This is a genomic window from Acinetobacter sp. YH12254 (genome assembly GCF_013417415.1).
Taxonomy (GTDB): domain Bacteria; phylum Pseudomonadota; class Gammaproteobacteria; order Pseudomonadales; family Moraxellaceae; genus Acinetobacter; species Acinetobacter pseudolwoffii.
On sequence record NZ_VPEB01000010.1, the window covers coordinates 110,397 to 128,379 of the forward strand.

The following is a 17,983-nucleotide window of genomic DNA, read 5'->3' on the forward strand; positions in this document are numbered from 1 at the left end:
TGAGAGTCTTGGATTGCTGTAGAATGAATAGAATTGAAAAGATCCGGTTCAATATTAGAAAACGGTTTAATTATTATTGGCTGCAACAAATAAAAAGAGCGACCTAAGCCGCCCGAATGAGAGGTTTTACTTACATATTATTCAGGTTCATGGCAATACTATTCACCATGTGAATCAGACGCGGGCCAATTTCATTTTCCAGTTTTTCCTGATTTAGCAAATAACTTGGTGCACCACAGTTAAAAGTTAAAATACCATGTTTGGGATGAATCAAAGGAACGGCCACAGAGTTCACATCTTTGGCCCAGTCTCCGAGAGATAAACAATAACCATAATCCTGATAATCGCGAATGGCGCGTTCTAGATTTCGTTTAATTGTTGTCCATTGATCTTCATTTCTTTTTTTAATGGCATCAAATAAATATTCACGTTCTTTCACGTCCATCGCTGCCAGACATGCACGCCCCATGGCACTCGAATGAATTGGTAAAGTTGAACCCACTGAACGGCGCATGGTTAAAGTCGTATCTGTATGTACCACTTCCAGATAGATCATATTGAGACGGTCACGTGTTGCCATTGCCACTGGCGCCTGGGCATAACGTGACATTTCTTCCATAAATGGATAGGCCTGGGTTCGCGCAGAAATATTGCTTAAGGCAGAATAGCCCAGAGCCAGTACACCGACATCGAGTAAATATTTAGTCGTATTTGGAAGTTGTTTCAGATAGCCTAAAGATACCAGCGTACTGGTAATACGCGCCACGGTTGGCTTTGGTAAATTGGTCATTTGTGCAATTTCTTGATTGCCCAACAACTGATTGGTCGCAGAAAAGCATCTTAGAATCTCAAGGCCACGCGCAATAGACGCAATAAATTGGGGATTGTTTTCGCGATGAATATGCGAGATCGGATCTAAGCGAATTTCATCAAAATTAGGTATTTCACCTGTTTTATTTTTAGTCATGGTCTACAGAAATAGAGAAGTAAATTAATGAATATCATAGCAACTTAGTTTCACGATACAAAATAAAACATTTAAATTGTAGATGAATTATATGAGTAACGACTAAATATTATTCTATCTCATGTCTAAATGCTGCTATACAGAGTAAATAACTGCAAAAAATAGTGAAGCTATTTTTAAAATAAAGCCTTTAAATAAACAATAAATTTTACCACTTTTTAAGCTCTCATCTCTGGTCAGCTCCTTATAGAAAGCAGCGTTAGTAAAGCGAAATTTAAAAAGCAATAATTTCGTATTGTGAAATATTATTCTATATAAAATCCATTTTAAAGCCAGATAAATTTCGTTTTTTTATAAAAAATAAATTTTTTGACGAATTTGCTTGCTGAATTTTTATTTTTATGGTTATTTATTTCGTAATACGAAACTAAAAATAAAACGGTAAAGGAATTTACCCAGACCATATACATGGAGATTCATATGATTCGCGATCCGGAAATGCTCGATCAACTTCTGTCTACGATTCGAGATTTTGTAAAAAATGAACTGGTTCCTCTCGAACATGAAGTAGAAGAGAACAATGCCATTCCTGAACATATTGTGGAGCAGATGAAAGAACTGGGTTTGTTTGGTCTGACGATTCCAGAAGAATACGGCGGTTTAGGCATTACCATGGAAGAGGAAATTCTGGTTGCGATGGAATTAGGCCGGACATCGGCTGCATTCCGTTCTCTAATCGGGACCAACAACGGTATTGGTTCAAGTGGCATCGTCATTGATGGTACAGAAGAGCAAAAACAGAAATATTTACCGCGTTATGCAACCGGCGAAATCATTGGTTCTTTCTGTTTGACTGAGCCAGATTCCGGTTCAGATGCTGCATCTTTAAAAACCAATGCGGTAAAAGATGGCGATTATTATGTTTTAAATGGCACCAAACGTTTTATTACCAATGCGCCACGTGCAACGACATTTACAGTCATGGCACGCACCAATCCAGAAATCAAAGGCGCCAGTGGCATTTCAGCATTTCTGGTAGAAGCGGGCACACCGGGCTTGAGCCTAGGCAAAATTGATAAAAAAATGGGTCAACATGGTTCTTATACCTGCGATGTTATTTTCGATAATTGCCGGGTGCATAAAGACCAGCTGATTGGTGGTGTTGAAGGCGTTGGTTTCAAGACAGCCATGCGCGTTCTGGACAAAGGCCGTTTACATATTGCCGGCTATAGCGTGGGTATGGCAGAACGCATGCTGGAAGATGCCTTAAATTATGCGGTTGAACGTAAACAGTTTGGCCAACCGATTGCGAATTTTCAGCTGATTCAAGGTATGTTAGCCGACTCAAAAGCTGAAATTTATGCAGCCAAATGTATGGTGCTGGATGCGGCACGTAAGCGTGATGCCGGCCAGAATGTGACGACGGAAGCCTCTTGCGCCAAAATGTTTGCCACTGAAATGTGTGGCCGTGTCGCTGATCGCTGCTTGCAAATCCATGGTGGCGCAGGTTATATCAGTGAATATTCAATTGAACGTTTCTATCGTGATGTGCGTTTATTCCGTTTATATGAAGGAACGACCCAAATTCAACAAATTATTATTGCGCGTGAAATGATTAAACAGGCAACAGCCTAAACACATAATTTTAAAATAGGGAAATATTAAAATGACGACAAAAATTAGATTTGATTGGCAAGACCCGTTTTTAATCGAACAACAACTGACTTCAGAAGAGCGCATGATTCGTGATGCGGCAGCAGCATATTGTCAGGACAAACTGATGCCGCGTGTATTGGAACAGTTTCGTCATGAAAAAACTGATCCGGCTATTTTCCGTGAAATGGGTGAGCTTGGTTTACTGGGCCCAACCATACCTGAACAGTACGGCGGTGCCGGTTTAAATTATGTCAGCTATGGTCTGATTGCGCGTGAAGTCGAGCGTGTCGATTCAGGTTATCGCTCTATGGCCAGCGTACAGAGTTCACTGGTAATGGTGCCGATTAACGAATTCGGTTCTGAAGAGCAAAAACAGAAGTATTTACCAAAATTGGCCACCGGTGAATATATTGGCTGTTTCGGTCTGACTGAGCCAGATCATGGTTCAGATCCGGGCAGCATGATTAGCCGTGCCAAAAAAGTCGATGGTGGTTACCGTTTAACTGGCGCAAAAATGTGGATTACCAATAGTCCAATAGCCGATGTATTTGTGGTCTGGGCTAAAGAAGTCTCTGCTGAGGGTAATGTCGGTGACATTCGCGGTTTCATTCTGGAAAAAGGTTGGGAAGGGCTGTCTGCACCTGCGATTCATGGCAAGGTCGGTTTACGCGCATCAATCACTGGTGAAATCGTGATGGATAATGTCTTTGTACCGGAAGAAAATGCATTTCCAGAAGTGCGTGGCTTGAAAGGTCCATTTACCTGCCTGAACAGTGCCCGTTACGGGATTGCCTGGGGTGCCATGGGCGCAGCAGAATTTTGCTGGCATACCGCACATCAATACACCATGGACCGTAAACAGTTTGGCCGTCCATTGGCAGCAAACCAGCTGATTCAGAAAAAACTGGCCGATATGCAAACTGAAATTGCCCTTGGTTTACAGGTAGCATTACGTTTTGGTCGCATGAAAGATGAAGGTATCGCGTCAGTTGAAGGGACTTCACTGATCAAGCGCAATAACTGTGGTAAGGCCCTGGATATTGCACGTCTAGCACGTGACATGATGGGCGGTAACGGGATTTCTGATGAATTTGGTGTAGCCCGTCATCTGGTTAATCTGGAAGTCGTGAATACCTATGAAGGTACTCATGATGTACATGCCCTGATTTTAGGACGTGCACAAACCGGCATCGCTGCATTTTGTAACTAAGTCTAGCTATAACATCTAGCCAGCACATGCTGGCTAGAGCGCCGACTATTTGTTGCCGTTTGTTTACAAATACCAGGTTTTCAATAAGATACCCAATTAAAAATCAAGTGGAAACATGCACATAAATTAAATACCCGATAGGCAGATGATAGGATTATCACCCTGGTTCACTATATCTTTCATATAAATAATTACGTGAAAGATAAAAGTTATAAAAGCACCGGAATGCTCAAAAATATTTTAAGGACGCCATGAATACGATCAGTGCGCAACACCCTCATTTGGAAAATGATAACCAACCCAAGAAAAAAGTCTGGATTCTGGCCTTTGTGTTCTCATTTTTGGCATTACTGGTCGATGGAGCAGATATTGCGTTATTGGCCTACAGTCTGACCAGTCTGAAACAGGAATTTTCATTAAGTAGTATGCAGGCAGGGGCGCTGGGCAGCTGGACATTGGCAGGTATGGCGATTGGTGGATTTTTTGGTGGCTGGGCCTGTGACCGGTTCGGGCGGGTTCGAGTCATCGTGATCGCCATTGCACTGTTTTCTTCATTGACTTTCTGGCTAGGATTTGCCGAAAGCTATGATCAGTTTAAGTGGCTGCGTTTTACTTCTGCGATTGGTCTAGGCGCCTTGTATATTGCCTGTAATACCCTGATGGCGGAATATGTGCCAACCAAGTATCGCTCGACAGTATTGGCCACACTGATGACCGGTTGGACCCTGGGCTCGGTCGTCGCCACTGTTTTGGCCGGCTGGTTATTGCCCGAATTTGGCTGGCGATATCTGTATTATATTGCGATTATTCCTATTGTACTTTCTGTCGCAATGTACTTTTTAGTGCCTGAACCCAAAGCCTGGTTAGATGCACGTCAAGCGCGCCTCGATGCCAAAGCCAGCGGGATTGTTCAGGAAAAACCTAAAAACACTTTTAAAATGGTTTTTGAAGATGCACTTAGCCGTCGCATGTTCATTCTCTGGTCATTCAGTACCGCATTTTTACAGTTTGGATATTACGGCGTCAGTAACTGGTTACCTGCCTATCTAGAGTCGGATCTGGGCATCAAGTTTAAAGAAATGACCATGTATATGATTGGTACTTTCCTGATCATGATGTGTACCAAAGTCATTGCCGGTTTTATTGCCGACCGTATTGGCCGTCGTGCAGTGTTCGCATTTGGCACCATGGGCACCGCAATTTTTATTCCGGTGATTGTGTTTGGTAATACCCCGGACAATATTCTCTGGCTGATGCTGTTTTTCGGATTTCTTTACGGTATTCCCTATGGCATTAATGCCACCTACATGACGGAAAGTTTCTCGACCAAAGTACGTGGAACTGCGGTTGGTGGTGCATATAACGTGGGCCGTTTAGGTGCTGTTTTTGCCCCACTGACGATTGGTTATTTTGCTCAGGGTGGATCTATTGGAACCGGTTTATTGATCATGGGAATTGCCTATTTTCTTTGTGGCTTGATTCCGGCTTTCTTTATTAAAGACCGCTTATTTGATCCGCAAAAAGCCGATTGATCTACCAATCAAAATATATAGAAAAGATGCTAGGAAGCAATATGATGAATAAAATCACGCAGGATATCGAAACAGTTCTCAAACAGATTCCTGATGGTGCACACATTATGACCAGTGGTTTCGGTCTGGCAGGCCAACCGGTGGAACTGATCGAAGCACTGATTGATCTGGGCCCGAAAGATTTAACCATTATCAATAATAATGCAGCCTCTGGAGATCGTGGACTTACCAATTTACTGTTATCGGGACTGGTCAAAAAAATGATCTGTTCCTTTCCACGCGCCAATAACTCTACTGTATTTGAAGACCTGTACAAGGCTGGAAAAATTGAACTGGAACTGGTTCCGCAGGGCAATCTGGCCTGCCGTATTCAGGCAGCAGGTGCCGGCTTAGGGGCAGTTTTCACGCCGACTGGCTTCGGCACCAAAATTGCAGAAGGCAAAGAAACGCGCCACATTAATGGCAAGGATTATGTGCTGGAATATCCGATTCATGCCGATTATGCCTTGATCTATGCCAATCAGGCAGACCGCTGGGGCAATTTGACCTACCGCAAGGCAGCGCGTAATTTTGGTCCGATCATGGCCAAAGCGGCGACAACCACTATCGCTCAGGTACATCAGATTGTGGAGCTGGGAGATCTTGATCCAGAGATTATCGTAACGCCGGGCATTTTTGTACAGCATGTGGTTCAGGTCGGAGATATCAAATAATGACTATTCAAAAACGTACTCGTGAACAGATTGTGGCAAAAGTCGCGCAAGATATTCCAAGCGGTTCTTTTGTCAATCTGGGCATCGGTTTACCGACCCGTGTGGCAGGTCATTTAAAACCGGAACAGAACGTGATCCTGCACTCTGAAAATGGTGTTTTGGGTTTTGCGGCCTTGAATGATCCTGAACAGGCAGATGATGACCTGATTAATGCCGGCAAGGAACTGGTGAGCATGCTGGAAGGCGGCAGTTTTATGAACTCTGCAGATTCCTTCGATATCATGCGCGGTGGGCATCTGGATATTTGCGTCATGGGGGCCTTTCAAGTGGCGATTAATGGTGATCTGGCCAACTGGCATACCGGTAATGCCGCTGCTGTACCTGCCGTAGGCGGCGCCATGGATCTGGCCGTCGGTGCCCGTTGTGTTTATGTCTGTATGGAACATGTCACCAAAAACGGTGCAGCCAAAATTGTTGAAGAGCTGACTTATCCGATTACCGGCAAGCACTGTGTAAACCGTATTTATACCGATTTGTGTGTGATTGAGCTCAAAGACCAGCAGGCCCGGGTCATTGAGATGGTGGAGGGGTTAAGCTTTGAGGAACTGCAACAGCAGACCGGATGTAAATTGCTGGATCATCGGCAGCAGTAGACAGCGCAGAGCTTCACCTTGTATAAATTACAGTATGCCTGTAACTTGTAAATCGTAGCTTAGGCTGCGATTTACGCATGTTTAAATGCTGAGTATTACATATAGATTTTGAATATCTGGAATAAGGCCGATCTTTACGCAATTTGAAGATATAAATACAAATTTTTGCTAGGGCGTGTCCTCATTTGAAAAATTGGTTTTAAATACTTAAAATCCTCCTTTAAGCTCTTTTGATTTCTATATTTTTTCAATGGCACGTACTCTTCTCACCGATGATATCTGGCAGCAAATTCAAGATACTATGCGATTACACGGTTGTTACTGTTCAAAGAATAGTAGAAATATCATGGAAGCGATCTTATGGAAACTGCGTACAGGCGCCACATGGCGTGATATTCCCCAAGAATTTTGTCCTTGGCAAACTGCTTACAATCGCTTTAATCGTTGGGCAAGCAAGGGATTGTGGGATAAATTTTTTTTAGATTACGAGGCATCTTGGATCAAGAATGGGTATTCATTGACGGAAGCTACATACGCGTGCATCAACATGCAAGTGGAGCTCGGCATGGTTTCGAAAGAGCAATTGGACAATCACGCGGTGGACGAACAACAAAAATACATCTTGCAACCGACGCGAATGGATTACCGATTGATTTTAAAATCACTGAGGGTGACGTCCACGACAGTCAAGTTGCAAAACAACTGATTGATACGGTAGACGAGGCAACTTATCTCATTGCTGATAAGAGGTATGATGCTGAGCACATTAGAATATATGCCAAGAACAAGAATATGATTCCCATTATTCCATTGAGATCAAACAGTAAGAGATCGAATAAGGAATTTGATAAATATCTATATAAATTAAGACATTTAGTTGAAAATGCTTTTGCGAGATTAAAACATTTCCGTGCTATTGCAACTCGATTTGATAAACTGGCACGCAATTATAAATCTATGATTCGTATAGCCTGTATATTTATTTGGTGCAAAGCCAAATGAGGACACACCCTAGGGCGTGTCATCAATTAAGCCAAATGATTGTTGAAGCCAGGTAGATCGCTGATAAGAAGTTTTGAGCCAATTTATCATAGCGTGTGGCAATAGCACGATACTGCTTGAGCTTGGCAAAAAAGTTCTCGATCAGATGTCTTGCCTTGTAGAGATTTCGATCATAATCACGCTGATCAATAGAATTACTTTTCGCTGGCATCACAACTTGACCCTTCGCCTCTAAAATTGGATCAATGACTCGATCCCTGGAGTTGTAGGCTTTATCCATAAGCCAGGTCTGGCTCAACGATAAGTCCAGCAACACATCTGAACCGTTTAAGTCATGGACCTGCCCATCAGTGAGATAAAATCCTGTTGGGTTGCCTAAAGCATCAGTACGGGCATGAATTTTGGTGCTTAAGCCCCCTTTACTGCGTCCAATCGCCTGATTTCCCCCCCCCCAGCGCTGTGTTGATGAGCACGTACAATGGTGGAGTCTAACATGGCATATTCATTATCACTGTCATGTGACAGTACTTCAAAGACTCTCTGCCACACACCTGTTTTAGCCCAACGACTAAAACGAGTATGCACGACTCTAAAATCACCAAAGCGTTCGGGTAAGTCTCGCCACGGGATACCTGAACGATACCGATACAATACCGCTTCAACAAATAGTCGGTTATCTTTGGCCGTTACTCCAACAGTACCCATTCGTCCAGGTAACAGATCTTTAATCTGTTCCCACTGCTCATCTTTTAATGCATAGCGTTTAGTCATAAAAGTATAATGGGGACAAGGCGGTTTTCCTCAAGCTAATTGATGACACGCCCTAATGATTGTTTTAAAAATAAGTCTAGAATATTAGCAAGCTAAGGAAGGTGATATTCTGCATGGATAGTAACTGTGATGAACAAGATATTTTTCATATTTTCAACCTGATTGGCCGCCATACCGAGCTTAAACCTATTCTCGATATCATCAGTCAGTGGCTTGAATCGCGTATTCCAGATGCGTTTGTCACCATCATGCTCTATAAAGAAGACACGCAAACCTTAAGCTTTATCAGTGGTAAACAGCACTTTTCAAAAGAATATTGCAGCGCAATCCAGGATTTAAAAATCGGGCCAGATCAAGGCACTTGCGGTACGGCTGCCTTTTTGCGTCAGCTCGTCATTAGTCCACACTTGATGAAAGATCCCAACTGGAGGTCTTACCGTGCTTTGATCAATGCAGAAAAACTGTCGAGCTGCTGGTCAACACCGATCATTAGCGCATCGGATGTTTTATACGGCACTTTTGCAACTTACTATCGAACGCCTAAAATACCGACAGAGTCTCATATCCGGCTGTTACAGCAAGCTGCGAATTTGGTTGCACTCGCGATCGAGCTTGATCATGAACGGCAGAAAGGACAGGCAATTAATGAAAAGTACTGTTCTTTCTATACCTATCATCCCGATATCATTTTTGAACTGGATTTACAGGGCTATGTGCTTAATACCAACATTGCCTGCCAGGAAATTACAGGTTTTTCCGAGGAGCAAATTCAAAACCAGCATTATTGTGCATTTATACCTACCGAATTCCAGGAACTTGCCAATGTTTCATTTTCAGAAACGCTGCAAGGTAAAGCACAACATTATGAACTTCCGATTTATAACGTTCAGGGAGATATTATCTGGCTGGATTTAACCAATTTGCCGATTATCCAGAACCAGAAAGTTACCGGTGTGATTGGTATTGCACGAGACATTACTTTACGCCGTAAAAATAAGGAAGCTCTACGACTATTAAAGCGTGGGGTCGAGGCAAGTCCAAATGGGATTTTTATCACCGATGTTTCGGAAAAAATGTCGATGGTATATGTCAACCCGGCTTTTCTGAAACTCACCGGTTATACCGAACAGGAAGTTCTGGGACGAAGTTGCTTTTTCCTATATGGAGCGGATACGGCAGCAGATCAGATTTTGTTACTCCAGCAAGCAGTAAAACAACAACAAGAAGCGCAGGTAACCATCAAAAATTATTGTAAGGATGGCAGCTGGTTCTGGAACCGTTTGACCCTTGGCCCGATTTTTGATCAAAACGGAAACTGCACCCATTTTCTGGGGATTCAGGAAGACATTACCCAGCAGCGTATTCATGAAGAATATATCAAGCATCAGCACACCCATGACCATTTAACCGGCTTGCCGAATCAGCATGCTTTCAAGCAGATTCTAGAGCAGGTTTTTGCACAGCGGCACGATAGCGCACAGCCTTTAATCCTGCTGTATATAGATCTGGATGACTTTAAAAATATTAATGATAGTCTGGGACATCTGGTCGGTGACCAGATTCTGAAAAGTGTGGGTGAGCGCTTGCAGGGTTTCGCTCAGGAAAACAATGTGCTATGCCGCTTTGCCGAAGATGAATTTATTTTACTCATGTCAGGTGAGTATGCGCAAAGTGAAGTCGAGGCTATTGCTGAAAAAATGCTGGAGCTGCTGTCCCAGCTTTTTATCGTGGATGAATACAAGATTCATTTAAGTGCCAGTATTGGTATTGTTGCAGATGACAGTTCGATTCAGCATTCTTCTGAGCTGATTTATCAGTCTGTTCTGGCGATGCAGGAAGCCAAAAGACAAGGCCGAAATATCTGGCAATGGTATGAAAAAACCAATATGAAACCTGCACCAGAAATAGATTATGCAAATCTGCGTATGGAACTGATGCAAGCGATCAACCAGAAACAGTTTAATCTTTTCTATCAACCGATTATTAATCCTGCAAATGGTCAGGTGACTGGCGTAGAAGCTCTGATTCGCTGGCAGCACCCGCAGCAGGGTTATATTTCTCCTGCGGTTTTCATTCCGCTTGCAGAACGAACAGGGCAAATTATCGGTGTAGGCCAGTGGGTTCTGGAAAAAGCCTGCGTAGATATTGCTGCATGGAACAAGCAGCACAATCGTCAGATCACCGTATCGGTCAATATTTCTCCGCTCCAATTCCGCAGGGCAGGTTTCCTGCAAATACTTAAACATGTCCTTGCAAGCAGTCAATTGCCTCCGGAACTGCTCAAAATTGAGATTACCGAAGGGGTGATTATTAATGGCGCAGATCGCACCATTGAAATTTTGAAAACGGTACGTGCTTTAGGTGTTCAAGTCGCGATTGATGACTTTGGGACCGGCTATTCAAGCCTGAGTTATCTACGGCGCCTACCGATCAACCAGATCAAGCTAGATCGGAGTTTTATCGAGGAACTGACACTGGATGATCAGAATGCTGCAATTGTTCAATCCATCATTCATCTGGCCCATCAGCTTGATTTAGATGTTGTGGCTGAAGGTGTGGAAACCTTGAATCAAGCCCAATTACTTTATCAACAAGGCTGTGATTTACTACAAGGCTTTTTTTATGCGAAACCTGCGCCTTTAACTGAATTAAAGCCTCTTTATTTATCCATGGAATCTGATCATCCGCAAAGAAATTAAAAATTCAAGGTGAAAGTACAGTGATTAAGGTCTGGGCTGGATATTCACCAAATTGTGTTTTTGATTCAGGTCATAATAATTAATTACAAACATCAGCAAGGCAAATAGAAAACCGAGTGCTACACAGGCCGGCCAGCCATAGATTTTCCATAAACTTAAAGACAGAAATGCACCAAGCCCGGCACCAGAAAAATAACAGGTCATGTAGATGGCATTAATACGCGAGCGGGCTTGGACTGAAAGCCGATAGACCAGATTCTGGTTGAGTACATGTAAAGATGAAATGCCAAAATAGGCAATCATCAGGCCCAGAATATATAACCATAAACTGCGCTGTGCAAAAGCCAGAGGAATCCAGGCCAAAATCAGTCCAGCTGTCGCGAGCTGTGCCAGCCACTTCTCCCGATGGCGGCCAATCATTTTCCCCGTCCATTGTGAAGACCAGATCCCGATTACCCCCACGACGCCCATCAGACCAATCTGGAAGTCATTAAAATGGTAGGGTGCTTCTGCCAGAATAAAAGTCATGGTGGTAAAAATGATGCTCAGCATTCCAAAACCCAGACCGCCGATAAGACTCCGTCGCATCAACATCGGTTCGGTCTTGGCAAAGGTAAATAAGGAATAATAGATCTGTAAAATGCTCATCTGTAACTGGCTTTTCGCTTTGGGTAACTGATACCACATCGCAATACTTAAAAGTAAAATGGCGCAACCACTTAATAAGTACACGGCATGCCAGGACCATAAGGTAGAAATCATTCCTGATACAGTTCGGGCAAACAGGATACCGACCAGAACACCACTCATCAGCAGACCCACCACTTCGGCACTTTTTTCACGCTGCGATAAATTGGCGGCAAAAGGAATCAGAATCTGGGTGCTAATAGAACAAAATGAGGCAAGCAGGGTAAAGCCATACAGCATCTGCAAATTACTGCTGGCAGACAGTCCGATCAGTGCCAGGCCGGTACAGCACATCAGGCTACAGATATATAAACGCTTTTCAAATAAATCACCCAGAGGCACAAACAAAAACAGACCGGCTGCATAGCCAATCTGAGTCAGGACCACTGTCCAGCCAGACTGCGCCACACTTATATTTAAGTCCTGGGCAATCGAATAAATTAAGGGCTGGTTAAAGTAATTACAACCTGCGCAGAGCGCGCAGGTCATGGCCATCATAAACATGAAACGGCGTGAGGGTTGCCCTTGGGCTGACATCCTTGTCTCCTCAGACTTTAGAAGCGATAGGTCGCTGATAAATTTACCCGTGAAATATCAGCTTCTTTGGCATCAAAGGTTTCGCGTTTACCATGATGATATTCCGCGCCCAGATTGATATTCGGAACTGGAGAATAAATCACATTGGCCACATAGTCGGTTAAGCGTTTATTACTTTCCGGATTTGCTCTTGCATATTCACTTGAGTCATCAAAGTCGACCAGACTGCCGGAAATGCTGCTCCGCCATTTTGGTGTGAACTTATGGGTAAAGCCGATATTCAGACTGTTAAATGAATTCAGTAAAAGTTCATCATTTGCAGTATCAACTGAATAATCGCCACCCCAGGCTGCGCCATCGACGGTCGAGCCCTGAACTAAATAGGCCGCAATCCGCTGATCCCCGACGATATGAAAATAATTGCCCTGAACCGAGTTTTTATCATCAATAAGATAGCGTCCACCAACGCCCACGCCCCAGCCGATTTTATTAATATCACCTGTATCCGTTTGAGCCTGCTTTTCATTGACAAAGCCTTGTGCCAATAAATGTAAGGGACCAGACTGATGCACATATTTGCTGGTGAATGCCGGTAAGGCAGATGAGCGGTCGCCACTTGCCATATATTCCAGGCCAATATTCCAGGTGTTTTCCGGATCAAGTTTGAAAGCATAACTGACTTGAGGCGTACGCAGAACCGAACCGCCGAGCAGTAAACTGTAGTCTACTGCTTCTGTGCTGATTTCAGGGGTAGACATCAGTGACCAGGCCTGACCAAAAGTCCAGTTATAATATTTAAAATGGGCATGACGAATGCGTAATCCGCCATCACCTTTACCATTATTGGTCCAGAAATCAGCTTCTACACGTGCCGATACATTTGGATTGCCGCCAATATCTTTGGCCAGAAAACCAATCCGGCTGGCCGCTAAAGTGAAATCTGAACGTACCGAATCCGGTTCAGTAAAAGGCACTTTATTGATCTGGTTAATGGTACGGCCACGCGTTTCGGTGGTGCTCTTAAAATCTACTGCGCCATCCAGGCGGATCAAGCCATAAACATCGACATTATCAAGCATTGAGCCTAAAGTCTTGGCGTCTGCAGTTTTAGTTTGTTCCTGTTGGGCTTTTAAGGACAACTGGGCTGCTTTTTGTTGTTCCAGCTCAGCCTGAATTTGCTTTAATTGCGTTTCTAAAAACTCGATACGATCAGGAGAAACCTCTGCTGAAAATGCCTGTGCTGATGCGATACTGCAAAGCGTAACTAATACTATTTTTTTCATTTCTTAATCCCTAAAGAAATTTTCAGATGTAAATAAGGAAAGCGCTTTCCTTTTGATTGCCTTAATTTTTAAATTTAAATAAAGGTGATTTTGACTTTCGAAGCATGAATATCGTGCTCGTCAAATGAGCAATACTCTGTTCAGCTAAAAACAGATATTGGCTTGCAAGGTCAAAAAAGATGAAGTGTGAGGAGGGTGGTTTGTTGAGCCGCCCTCCAGGTGGTCAGTTATTCTGCTTTTTGTGGATCGTATAAACGGTCTTTAATAAACAGGGCAGGAATCAGGCCACACAGGAAATAAGCTGCACCCATCACCATCAGGCCGGTTCCGATTGAACCATGCATCGCCAGATAACCGATGGTGATTGGAGCAAAGACAGCACCAATTCGGCCAATGTTAAATGCACCGCCGACAGCAGTACCGCGCACCCCGGTCGGAAAGCTTTCAGTCAAATACGTTGCATTAATGGCATAAGGAATACCGTACAGGAAACCGAAGATCAGCATTAAGACACCAATATTTTCAGGGGTATGCAGATATACCACCACTGGAATAAAAATCGCGGTGCCCATGGTGCCAAAAGCAAATACGATGCGGCGGCCAATTTTATCTGCCACATAGCCGGCAATCACTTTGGCAAAGATCATGGTCAGGAAAGTACCGACCATATAAAGGGCCATTTCCTTGAACTTGATGCCTAATTCAGCTTCCAGATATGTCGGTAACCAGTTGCTTACTCCAAAATAACCGAACAGCAGGAAACCGGAACTGAAAGACCACAAGATAAACATTTTGCCATGGGTCTTGTCTTTCAGAATGGTGACATATGGATTGCCTTTTTTGGCATCATTATCCACGATCTGACCCGTACGCTTCATTTCACGGACACGTTTCCATGATTCTGGCTCAGGCACCATAAAGTGCATCAAGACACCCAGTGCCAGTGGTGCAATGGTAATCCAATACAGCATACGCCAGCCAAACTCGGGAATAATCCAGCCAGACAGCAGGGTAATCACCAGCGAGCCCAAGGTAAAACCGGTCATGAGTGTGGCCAATACTGTGGTACGGTATTTGGTTGGCACATATTCAGACATCAAGGTGTTGCAGGCAATATATAAACAGCCTAAACCCAGACATGAAAGCGTACGCAAAATTGCAAATTCAGTATAAGACTGGGCAAAACCTGAATAGGCAGACAGTAGGGAGAAGGTGATGGTTGCCAGTACAATCACACGAACCCGTCCAAATCGATCACAGGCCCATCCACCGATAAACCCGCCAATCCCCATACCCAATAAAGACCAGCTGCCTAAAGCACCCGCCTGCATCGAGCTTAAACCCCATTCTGCTTTTAAACTAGTCAGGCTGAAAGCCAAAATACCAATATCCGCACCGTCACACAGCAAGATCAGGAAAGCAAAGATAAAAGCTGTAATCCACAGGCGTTTTGGTGCCTGTTTAATGGTGTCCTCGGAAGAGACAGGTGTTTTATTGTCTCCTGTGACGATCGTGTCGCTTGTCATTCTTATATCCTCTATTTATTAAAAACAGCATTCCTATGCTGCCACTACATCCATTTTATTCCTCACGGATACGTATTTTCCTTGATCTAAGGAGATTGCTTCTGTTTGCCTTAGCCGTATCCACCATCCGGCTGCAGTGATTTTTTCAATTTCCAGGCTGAAAAATCAGCATTTACTGAGGATTTATGTTTCACAAATCAATATTTAGTTTTGCTCTGTGGTTATTTTTTACTTAAATAAACAACCAAATTACATTTAAAATATTTAATTCCGTATTGCGAAATCAATTAATCATAAAATTACTAGCCAAACAAGAGTTTTTACTCTATTTTTAGTAAAAAATAACTTATTAGAGTTTATGGACTAAAAAAACTTGATTTAATGACCTAAAAATCATATGTTTTATACAAAATAAAGTTTCGCTATACAAAATAAATGGAGATTATAATGGAACAGGTCGTTCAAATAGAGCAAATCTCGACGCATGTGGCGATGGTTAAAATTCATCGGCCTGAAGCAAAAAATGCCTTGAATAAAGAAGTACGTCAGAAACTTGCTGCTGCTTTTCTACAGCTCAATGATGATGAAAATATCCGTGCCATTATTCTCACTGGGGGCGAAACAGACTTTGCCGCAGGGGCCGACCTGAAAGAATTAGCGACTGCTGAAACTATCCAGATGATGCAGCGCCGTACTGAACGTTACTGGCAGGCTATTGCCCAGTGTTCAAAACCGGTGATTGCCGCTGTAAACGGATATGCACTGGGGGGTGGCTGTGAACTGGCAATGCATGCTGACATTATTATTGCCGGAAAAAGTGCCCAGTTCGGTCAACCGGAAGTGAAAGTTGGCGTGATGCCGGGTGCAGGTGGCACTCAACGTTTATTCCGTGCAGTGGGTAAATTTCATGCCATGCGCATCATCATGACCGGTTGTCTGGTACCTGCGCCGGAAGCTTATCAAATTGGCCTGGTCTCTCAAGTGACCGAGGACAATGAAACCCTTGCCACTGCCATCAAGATGGCCGAAGGTCTGGCAAAATTACCGCCAATTGCCTTGGAGCAAATCAAGGAAGTGGCATTACTGGCCGAAGATGTGCCGCTCAATGCCGGACTTAGCCTGGAACGTAAGTCTTTCCAGATGCTGTTTTCTTCAGAAGACCAGAAAGAAGGCATGCAGGCCTTTATTGAAAAACGTAAACCGAATTATCAGGGACGATAAGCATGAGCATTCAAATTCAGAAAATCGGTATTATTGGTGTCGGCACCATGGGTGCAGGCATTGCCCAGATTGCCATTCAGTCTGGGCATGATGTGGTGTTATTTGATGCCAAAGCCGGTGCAGCCGAACAGGCGCAGGAAAAACTGGCTAAAACACTGAATACACTGGCCGATAAAGGCAAGTTTAGCCACGAAAAAGCAGCTGAAGATATTGCCCATTTATCAATCGCGCAGCAGCTAGAAGACTTGAAAGATTGTGATCTGATTGTTGAAGCGATTATCGAAAATCTGGAAATCAAGCAAAAGCTGATGCAGCAACTGGAAGCGCTTGTAAAACCGGAAGCCATTCTGGCATCGAATACCTCTTCATTATCGATCAGTGCCATTGCTGCCAATTGCAGTCAGCCGGAACGTGTGGCCGGCTATCATTTTTTTAATCCGGTACCACTGATGAAAGTGGTGGAAGTGATTGAAGGCTTCAATACCCGCGCTGATATTGTGCAAGCCTTGACTCAATTATCTACCAAGATGGGACATCGCCCGGTCAAAGCCAAAGATACCCCAGGATTTATCATTAACCATGCCGGTCGGGCCTTTGGCAGTGAAGCCTATGCCATTCTGAATGAAAATGTCACGCCATTTTATGAGATTGACCGGATTTACCGCGATGGGATCGGTTTTAAAATGGGACCTTTTGAGCTAGGCGATCTGACCGGTATGGATGTATCGCATCCGGTGAGTGAATCGATTTATCACCAGTATTATGAAGAAGCACGTTACCGTCCAAGTGTGATTACCCGTCAACGCTTTATTGCCAAACAGCTCGGTCGTAAAACCGGTAAAGGCTTCTATGATTACACTTCAGGTAGCAAAGTAGGTGATGTGGCTCCAACACTGGTTGAAAAGCTCGATCACTATCCAGCAGTCTGGCTAGGCACAGAATATAGTGAAGATCGTCAGGCGCTTGAGCAGTATCTGCAACAGTTCAATATTCAGATCGAACAAACTGAAACACCTTCGGCAGATGCCTTAATCTTAATTGCCACTTATGGTGAAGATGCAACTTCAGCCGCTGTCCGTTATCAGGTGACACCTCAGCAAGTGGTCTGCATCGACCTGCTCTATGGTCTGAATAAACATCGCACTTTAATGCCAACTCTTGTGACCAAGCCTGAACTGACTCATGCCGCACAATCGATTTTTAATCTGGATGGCGTGACTGCGAGCACAATTCAGGAAAGTGTCGGCTTTGTGGCGCAGCGTGCTTTGGCGATGATTGTGAACCTTGGTTGTGATATTGCCCAGCAAGGCGTAGCTACGGTAGAAGACATTAACATTGCCGTGAAATTAGGCCTCGGTTATCCGCATGGCCCAATTGAATGGGGTGATGTATTGAGTGCTGAAAAAATCCTGAAAATTCTGGATCGCATGACCGCGATTACCCGTGACCAGCGCTACCGTCCAAGTCCTTGGCTGCGTCGCCGTGTTCAGCTCGGTTTAGCACTTGTCCATAGCACACATTAATTA

14 protein-coding genes are annotated in these 17,983 nt (G+C 43.8%); 9 read left to right on the forward strand and 5 right to left on the reverse strand.

Translation table 11 applies throughout. The features are described from left to right. Positions 1-130 precede the first annotated feature (130 nt). Positions 131-967: an IclR family transcriptional regulator gene (locus tag FTV29_RS09640; RefSeq protein WP_005170895.1), complete on the reverse strand. Its 837-nt coding sequence runs from the start codon at positions 965-967 to the stop codon at positions 131-133. Positions 968-1,447: 480 nt separating this feature from the next. On the opposite strand from FTV29_RS09640, the gene FTV29_RS09645 reads away from it, so the two are divergent. The 6 genes from FTV29_RS09645 (at position 1,448) to FTV29_RS09670 (ending at position 7,733) form a co-directional block, all read left to right on the forward strand. After that, positions 1,448-2,602, forward strand: coding sequence for an acyl-CoA dehydrogenase family protein (locus tag FTV29_RS09645; RefSeq protein ID WP_180075430.1), 1,155 nt, complete (start codon positions 1,448-1,450; stop codon positions 2,600-2,602). A gap of 31 nt (positions 2,603-2,633) precedes the next feature. Further along, a complete protein-coding gene (locus FTV29_RS09650; RefSeq protein WP_159515765.1) occupies positions 2,634-3,833 on the forward strand; it encodes an acyl-CoA dehydrogenase in 1,200 nt (399 codons plus the stop codon). Between the two features lie 251 nt (positions 3,834-4,084). Next, positions 4,085-5,365 (forward strand): MFS transporter, encoded by a 1,281-nt coding sequence (locus tag FTV29_RS09655; protein WP_005170902.1) that lies wholly within the window; start codon positions 4,085-4,087, stop codon positions 5,363-5,365. A 41-nt stretch (positions 5,366-5,406) separates the two neighbouring features. Next, entirely contained in the window at positions 5,407-6,078 is a 672-nt protein-coding gene (locus FTV29_RS09660) for a 3-oxoacid CoA-transferase subunit A (RefSeq protein WP_005170906.1), read from the forward strand. Next, positions 6,078-6,731 (forward strand): 3-oxoacid CoA-transferase subunit B, encoded by a 654-nt coding sequence (locus FTV29_RS09665; RefSeq protein ID WP_005170908.1) that lies wholly within the window; start codon positions 6,078-6,080, stop codon positions 6,729-6,731. The genes FTV29_RS09660 and FTV29_RS09665 overlap by 1 nt, the downstream gene beginning before the upstream one ends. Positions 6,732-6,981: 250 nt before the next feature. Further along, positions 6,982-7,733 (forward strand): IS5 family transposase gene (locus FTV29_RS09670; protein WP_373683606.1). Its coding sequence is split into 2 segments (ribosomal slippage): positions 6,982-7,216 and positions 7,216-7,733, totalling 753 coding nucleotides; the frame shifts between segments, so codons are not numbered across the junction. A 22-nt stretch (positions 7,734-7,755) separates the two neighbouring features. Here the strand turns inward: FTV29_RS09670 and FTV29_RS09675 are convergent. Next, a protein-coding gene (locus FTV29_RS09675; RefSeq protein WP_373683607.1) for an IS5 family transposase occupies positions 7,756-8,504 on the reverse strand; the annotation gives its coding sequence in 2 pieces (ribosomal slippage) (positions 7,756-8,174 and positions 8,174-8,504; 750 coding nt in all). Between the two features lie 113 nt (positions 8,505-8,617). Here FTV29_RS09675 and FTV29_RS09680 point away from each other — a divergent pair. Beyond that, complete coding sequence (locus FTV29_RS09680; protein ID WP_180072863.1) at positions 8,618-11,203, forward strand: EAL domain-containing protein; 2,586 nt, start codon at positions 8,618-8,620, stop codon at positions 11,201-11,203. A 24-nt stretch (positions 11,204-11,227) separates the two neighbouring features. On the opposite strand, the gene FTV29_RS09685 is transcribed toward FTV29_RS09680, so the two are convergent. The 3 genes from FTV29_RS09685 to FTV29_RS09695 all read right to left on the reverse strand — a co-directional run bounded on the left by FTV29_RS09685 (position 11,228) and on the right by FTV29_RS09695 (position 15,236). Beyond that, a complete protein-coding gene (locus tag FTV29_RS09685) occupies positions 11,228-12,427 on the reverse strand; it encodes an MFS transporter (RefSeq protein WP_005170915.1) in 1,200 nt (399 codons plus the stop codon). Between the two features lie 17 nt (positions 12,428-12,444). Then, the gene (locus FTV29_RS09690) at positions 12,445-13,710 is read right to left on the reverse strand and encodes a DcaP family trimeric outer membrane transporter (RefSeq protein WP_180075431.1); all 1,266 of its coding nucleotides are present in this window, start codon (positions 13,708-13,710) and stop codon (positions 12,445-12,447) included. A 227-nt stretch (positions 13,711-13,937) separates the two neighbouring features. Beyond that, a complete protein-coding gene (locus tag FTV29_RS09695) occupies positions 13,938-15,236 on the reverse strand; it encodes an MFS transporter (RefSeq protein WP_180075432.1) in 1,299 nt (432 codons plus the stop codon). A gap of 447 nt (positions 15,237-15,683) precedes the next feature. Here FTV29_RS09695 and FTV29_RS09700 point away from each other — a divergent pair, with 447 nt between their 5' ends. Further along, positions 15,684-16,457, forward strand: coding sequence for an enoyl-CoA hydratase (locus FTV29_RS09700; protein ID WP_180075433.1), 774 nt, complete (start codon positions 15,684-15,686; stop codon positions 16,455-16,457). A gap of 2 nt (positions 16,458-16,459) precedes the next feature. Then, positions 16,460-17,980 carry a 3-hydroxyacyl-CoA dehydrogenase gene (locus tag FTV29_RS09705; RefSeq protein WP_180075434.1) on the forward strand — a complete coding sequence of 507 codons (1,521 nt, stop codon included), beginning with the start codon at positions 16,460-16,462 and terminating at the stop codon, positions 17,978-17,980. The last annotated feature ends 3 nt before the right edge of the window (positions 17,981-17,983 follow it).

Excerpts from the sequence above, each read along its gene's own strand:
- FTV29_RS09640 (WP_005170895.1), bottom strand. The coding sequence starts at position 967 with ATGACTAAAAATAAAACAGGTGAAATACCTAATTTTGATGAAATTCGC.
- FTV29_RS09645 (WP_180075430.1), top strand. The coding sequence starts at position 1,448 with ATGATTCGCGATCCGGAAATGCTCGATCAACTTCTGTCTACGATTCGA.
- FTV29_RS09650 (WP_159515765.1), top strand. The coding sequence starts at position 2,634 with ATGACGACAAAAATTAGATTTGATTGGCAAGACCCGTTTTTAATCGAA.
- FTV29_RS09655 (WP_005170902.1), top strand. The coding sequence starts at position 4,085 with ATGAATACGATCAGTGCGCAACACCCTCATTTGGAAAATGATAACCAA.
- FTV29_RS09660 (WP_005170906.1), top strand. The coding sequence starts at position 5,407 with ATGATGAATAAAATCACGCAGGATATCGAAACAGTTCTCAAACAGATT.
- FTV29_RS09665 (WP_005170908.1), top strand. The coding sequence starts at position 6,078 with ATGACTATTCAAAAACGTACTCGTGAACAGATTGTGGCAAAAGTCGCG.
- FTV29_RS09680 (WP_180072863.1), top strand. The coding sequence starts at position 8,618 with ATGGATAGTAACTGTGATGAACAAGATATTTTTCATATTTTCAACCTG.
- FTV29_RS09685 (WP_005170915.1), bottom strand. The coding sequence starts at position 12,427 with ATGTCAGCCCAAGGGCAACCCTCACGCCGTTTCATGTTTATGATGGCC.
- FTV29_RS09690 (WP_180075431.1), bottom strand. The coding sequence starts at position 13,710 with ATGAAAAAAATAGTATTAGTTACGCTTTGCAGTATCGCATCAGCACAG.
- FTV29_RS09695 (WP_180075432.1), bottom strand. The coding sequence starts at position 15,236 with ATGACAAGCGACACGATCGTCACAGGAGACAATAAAACACCTGTCTCT.
- FTV29_RS09700 (WP_180075433.1), top strand. The coding sequence starts at position 15,684 with ATGGAACAGGTCGTTCAAATAGAGCAAATCTCGACGCATGTGGCGATG.
- FTV29_RS09705 (WP_180075434.1), top strand. The coding sequence starts at position 16,460 with ATGAGCATTCAAATTCAGAAAATCGGTATTATTGGTGTCGGCACCATG.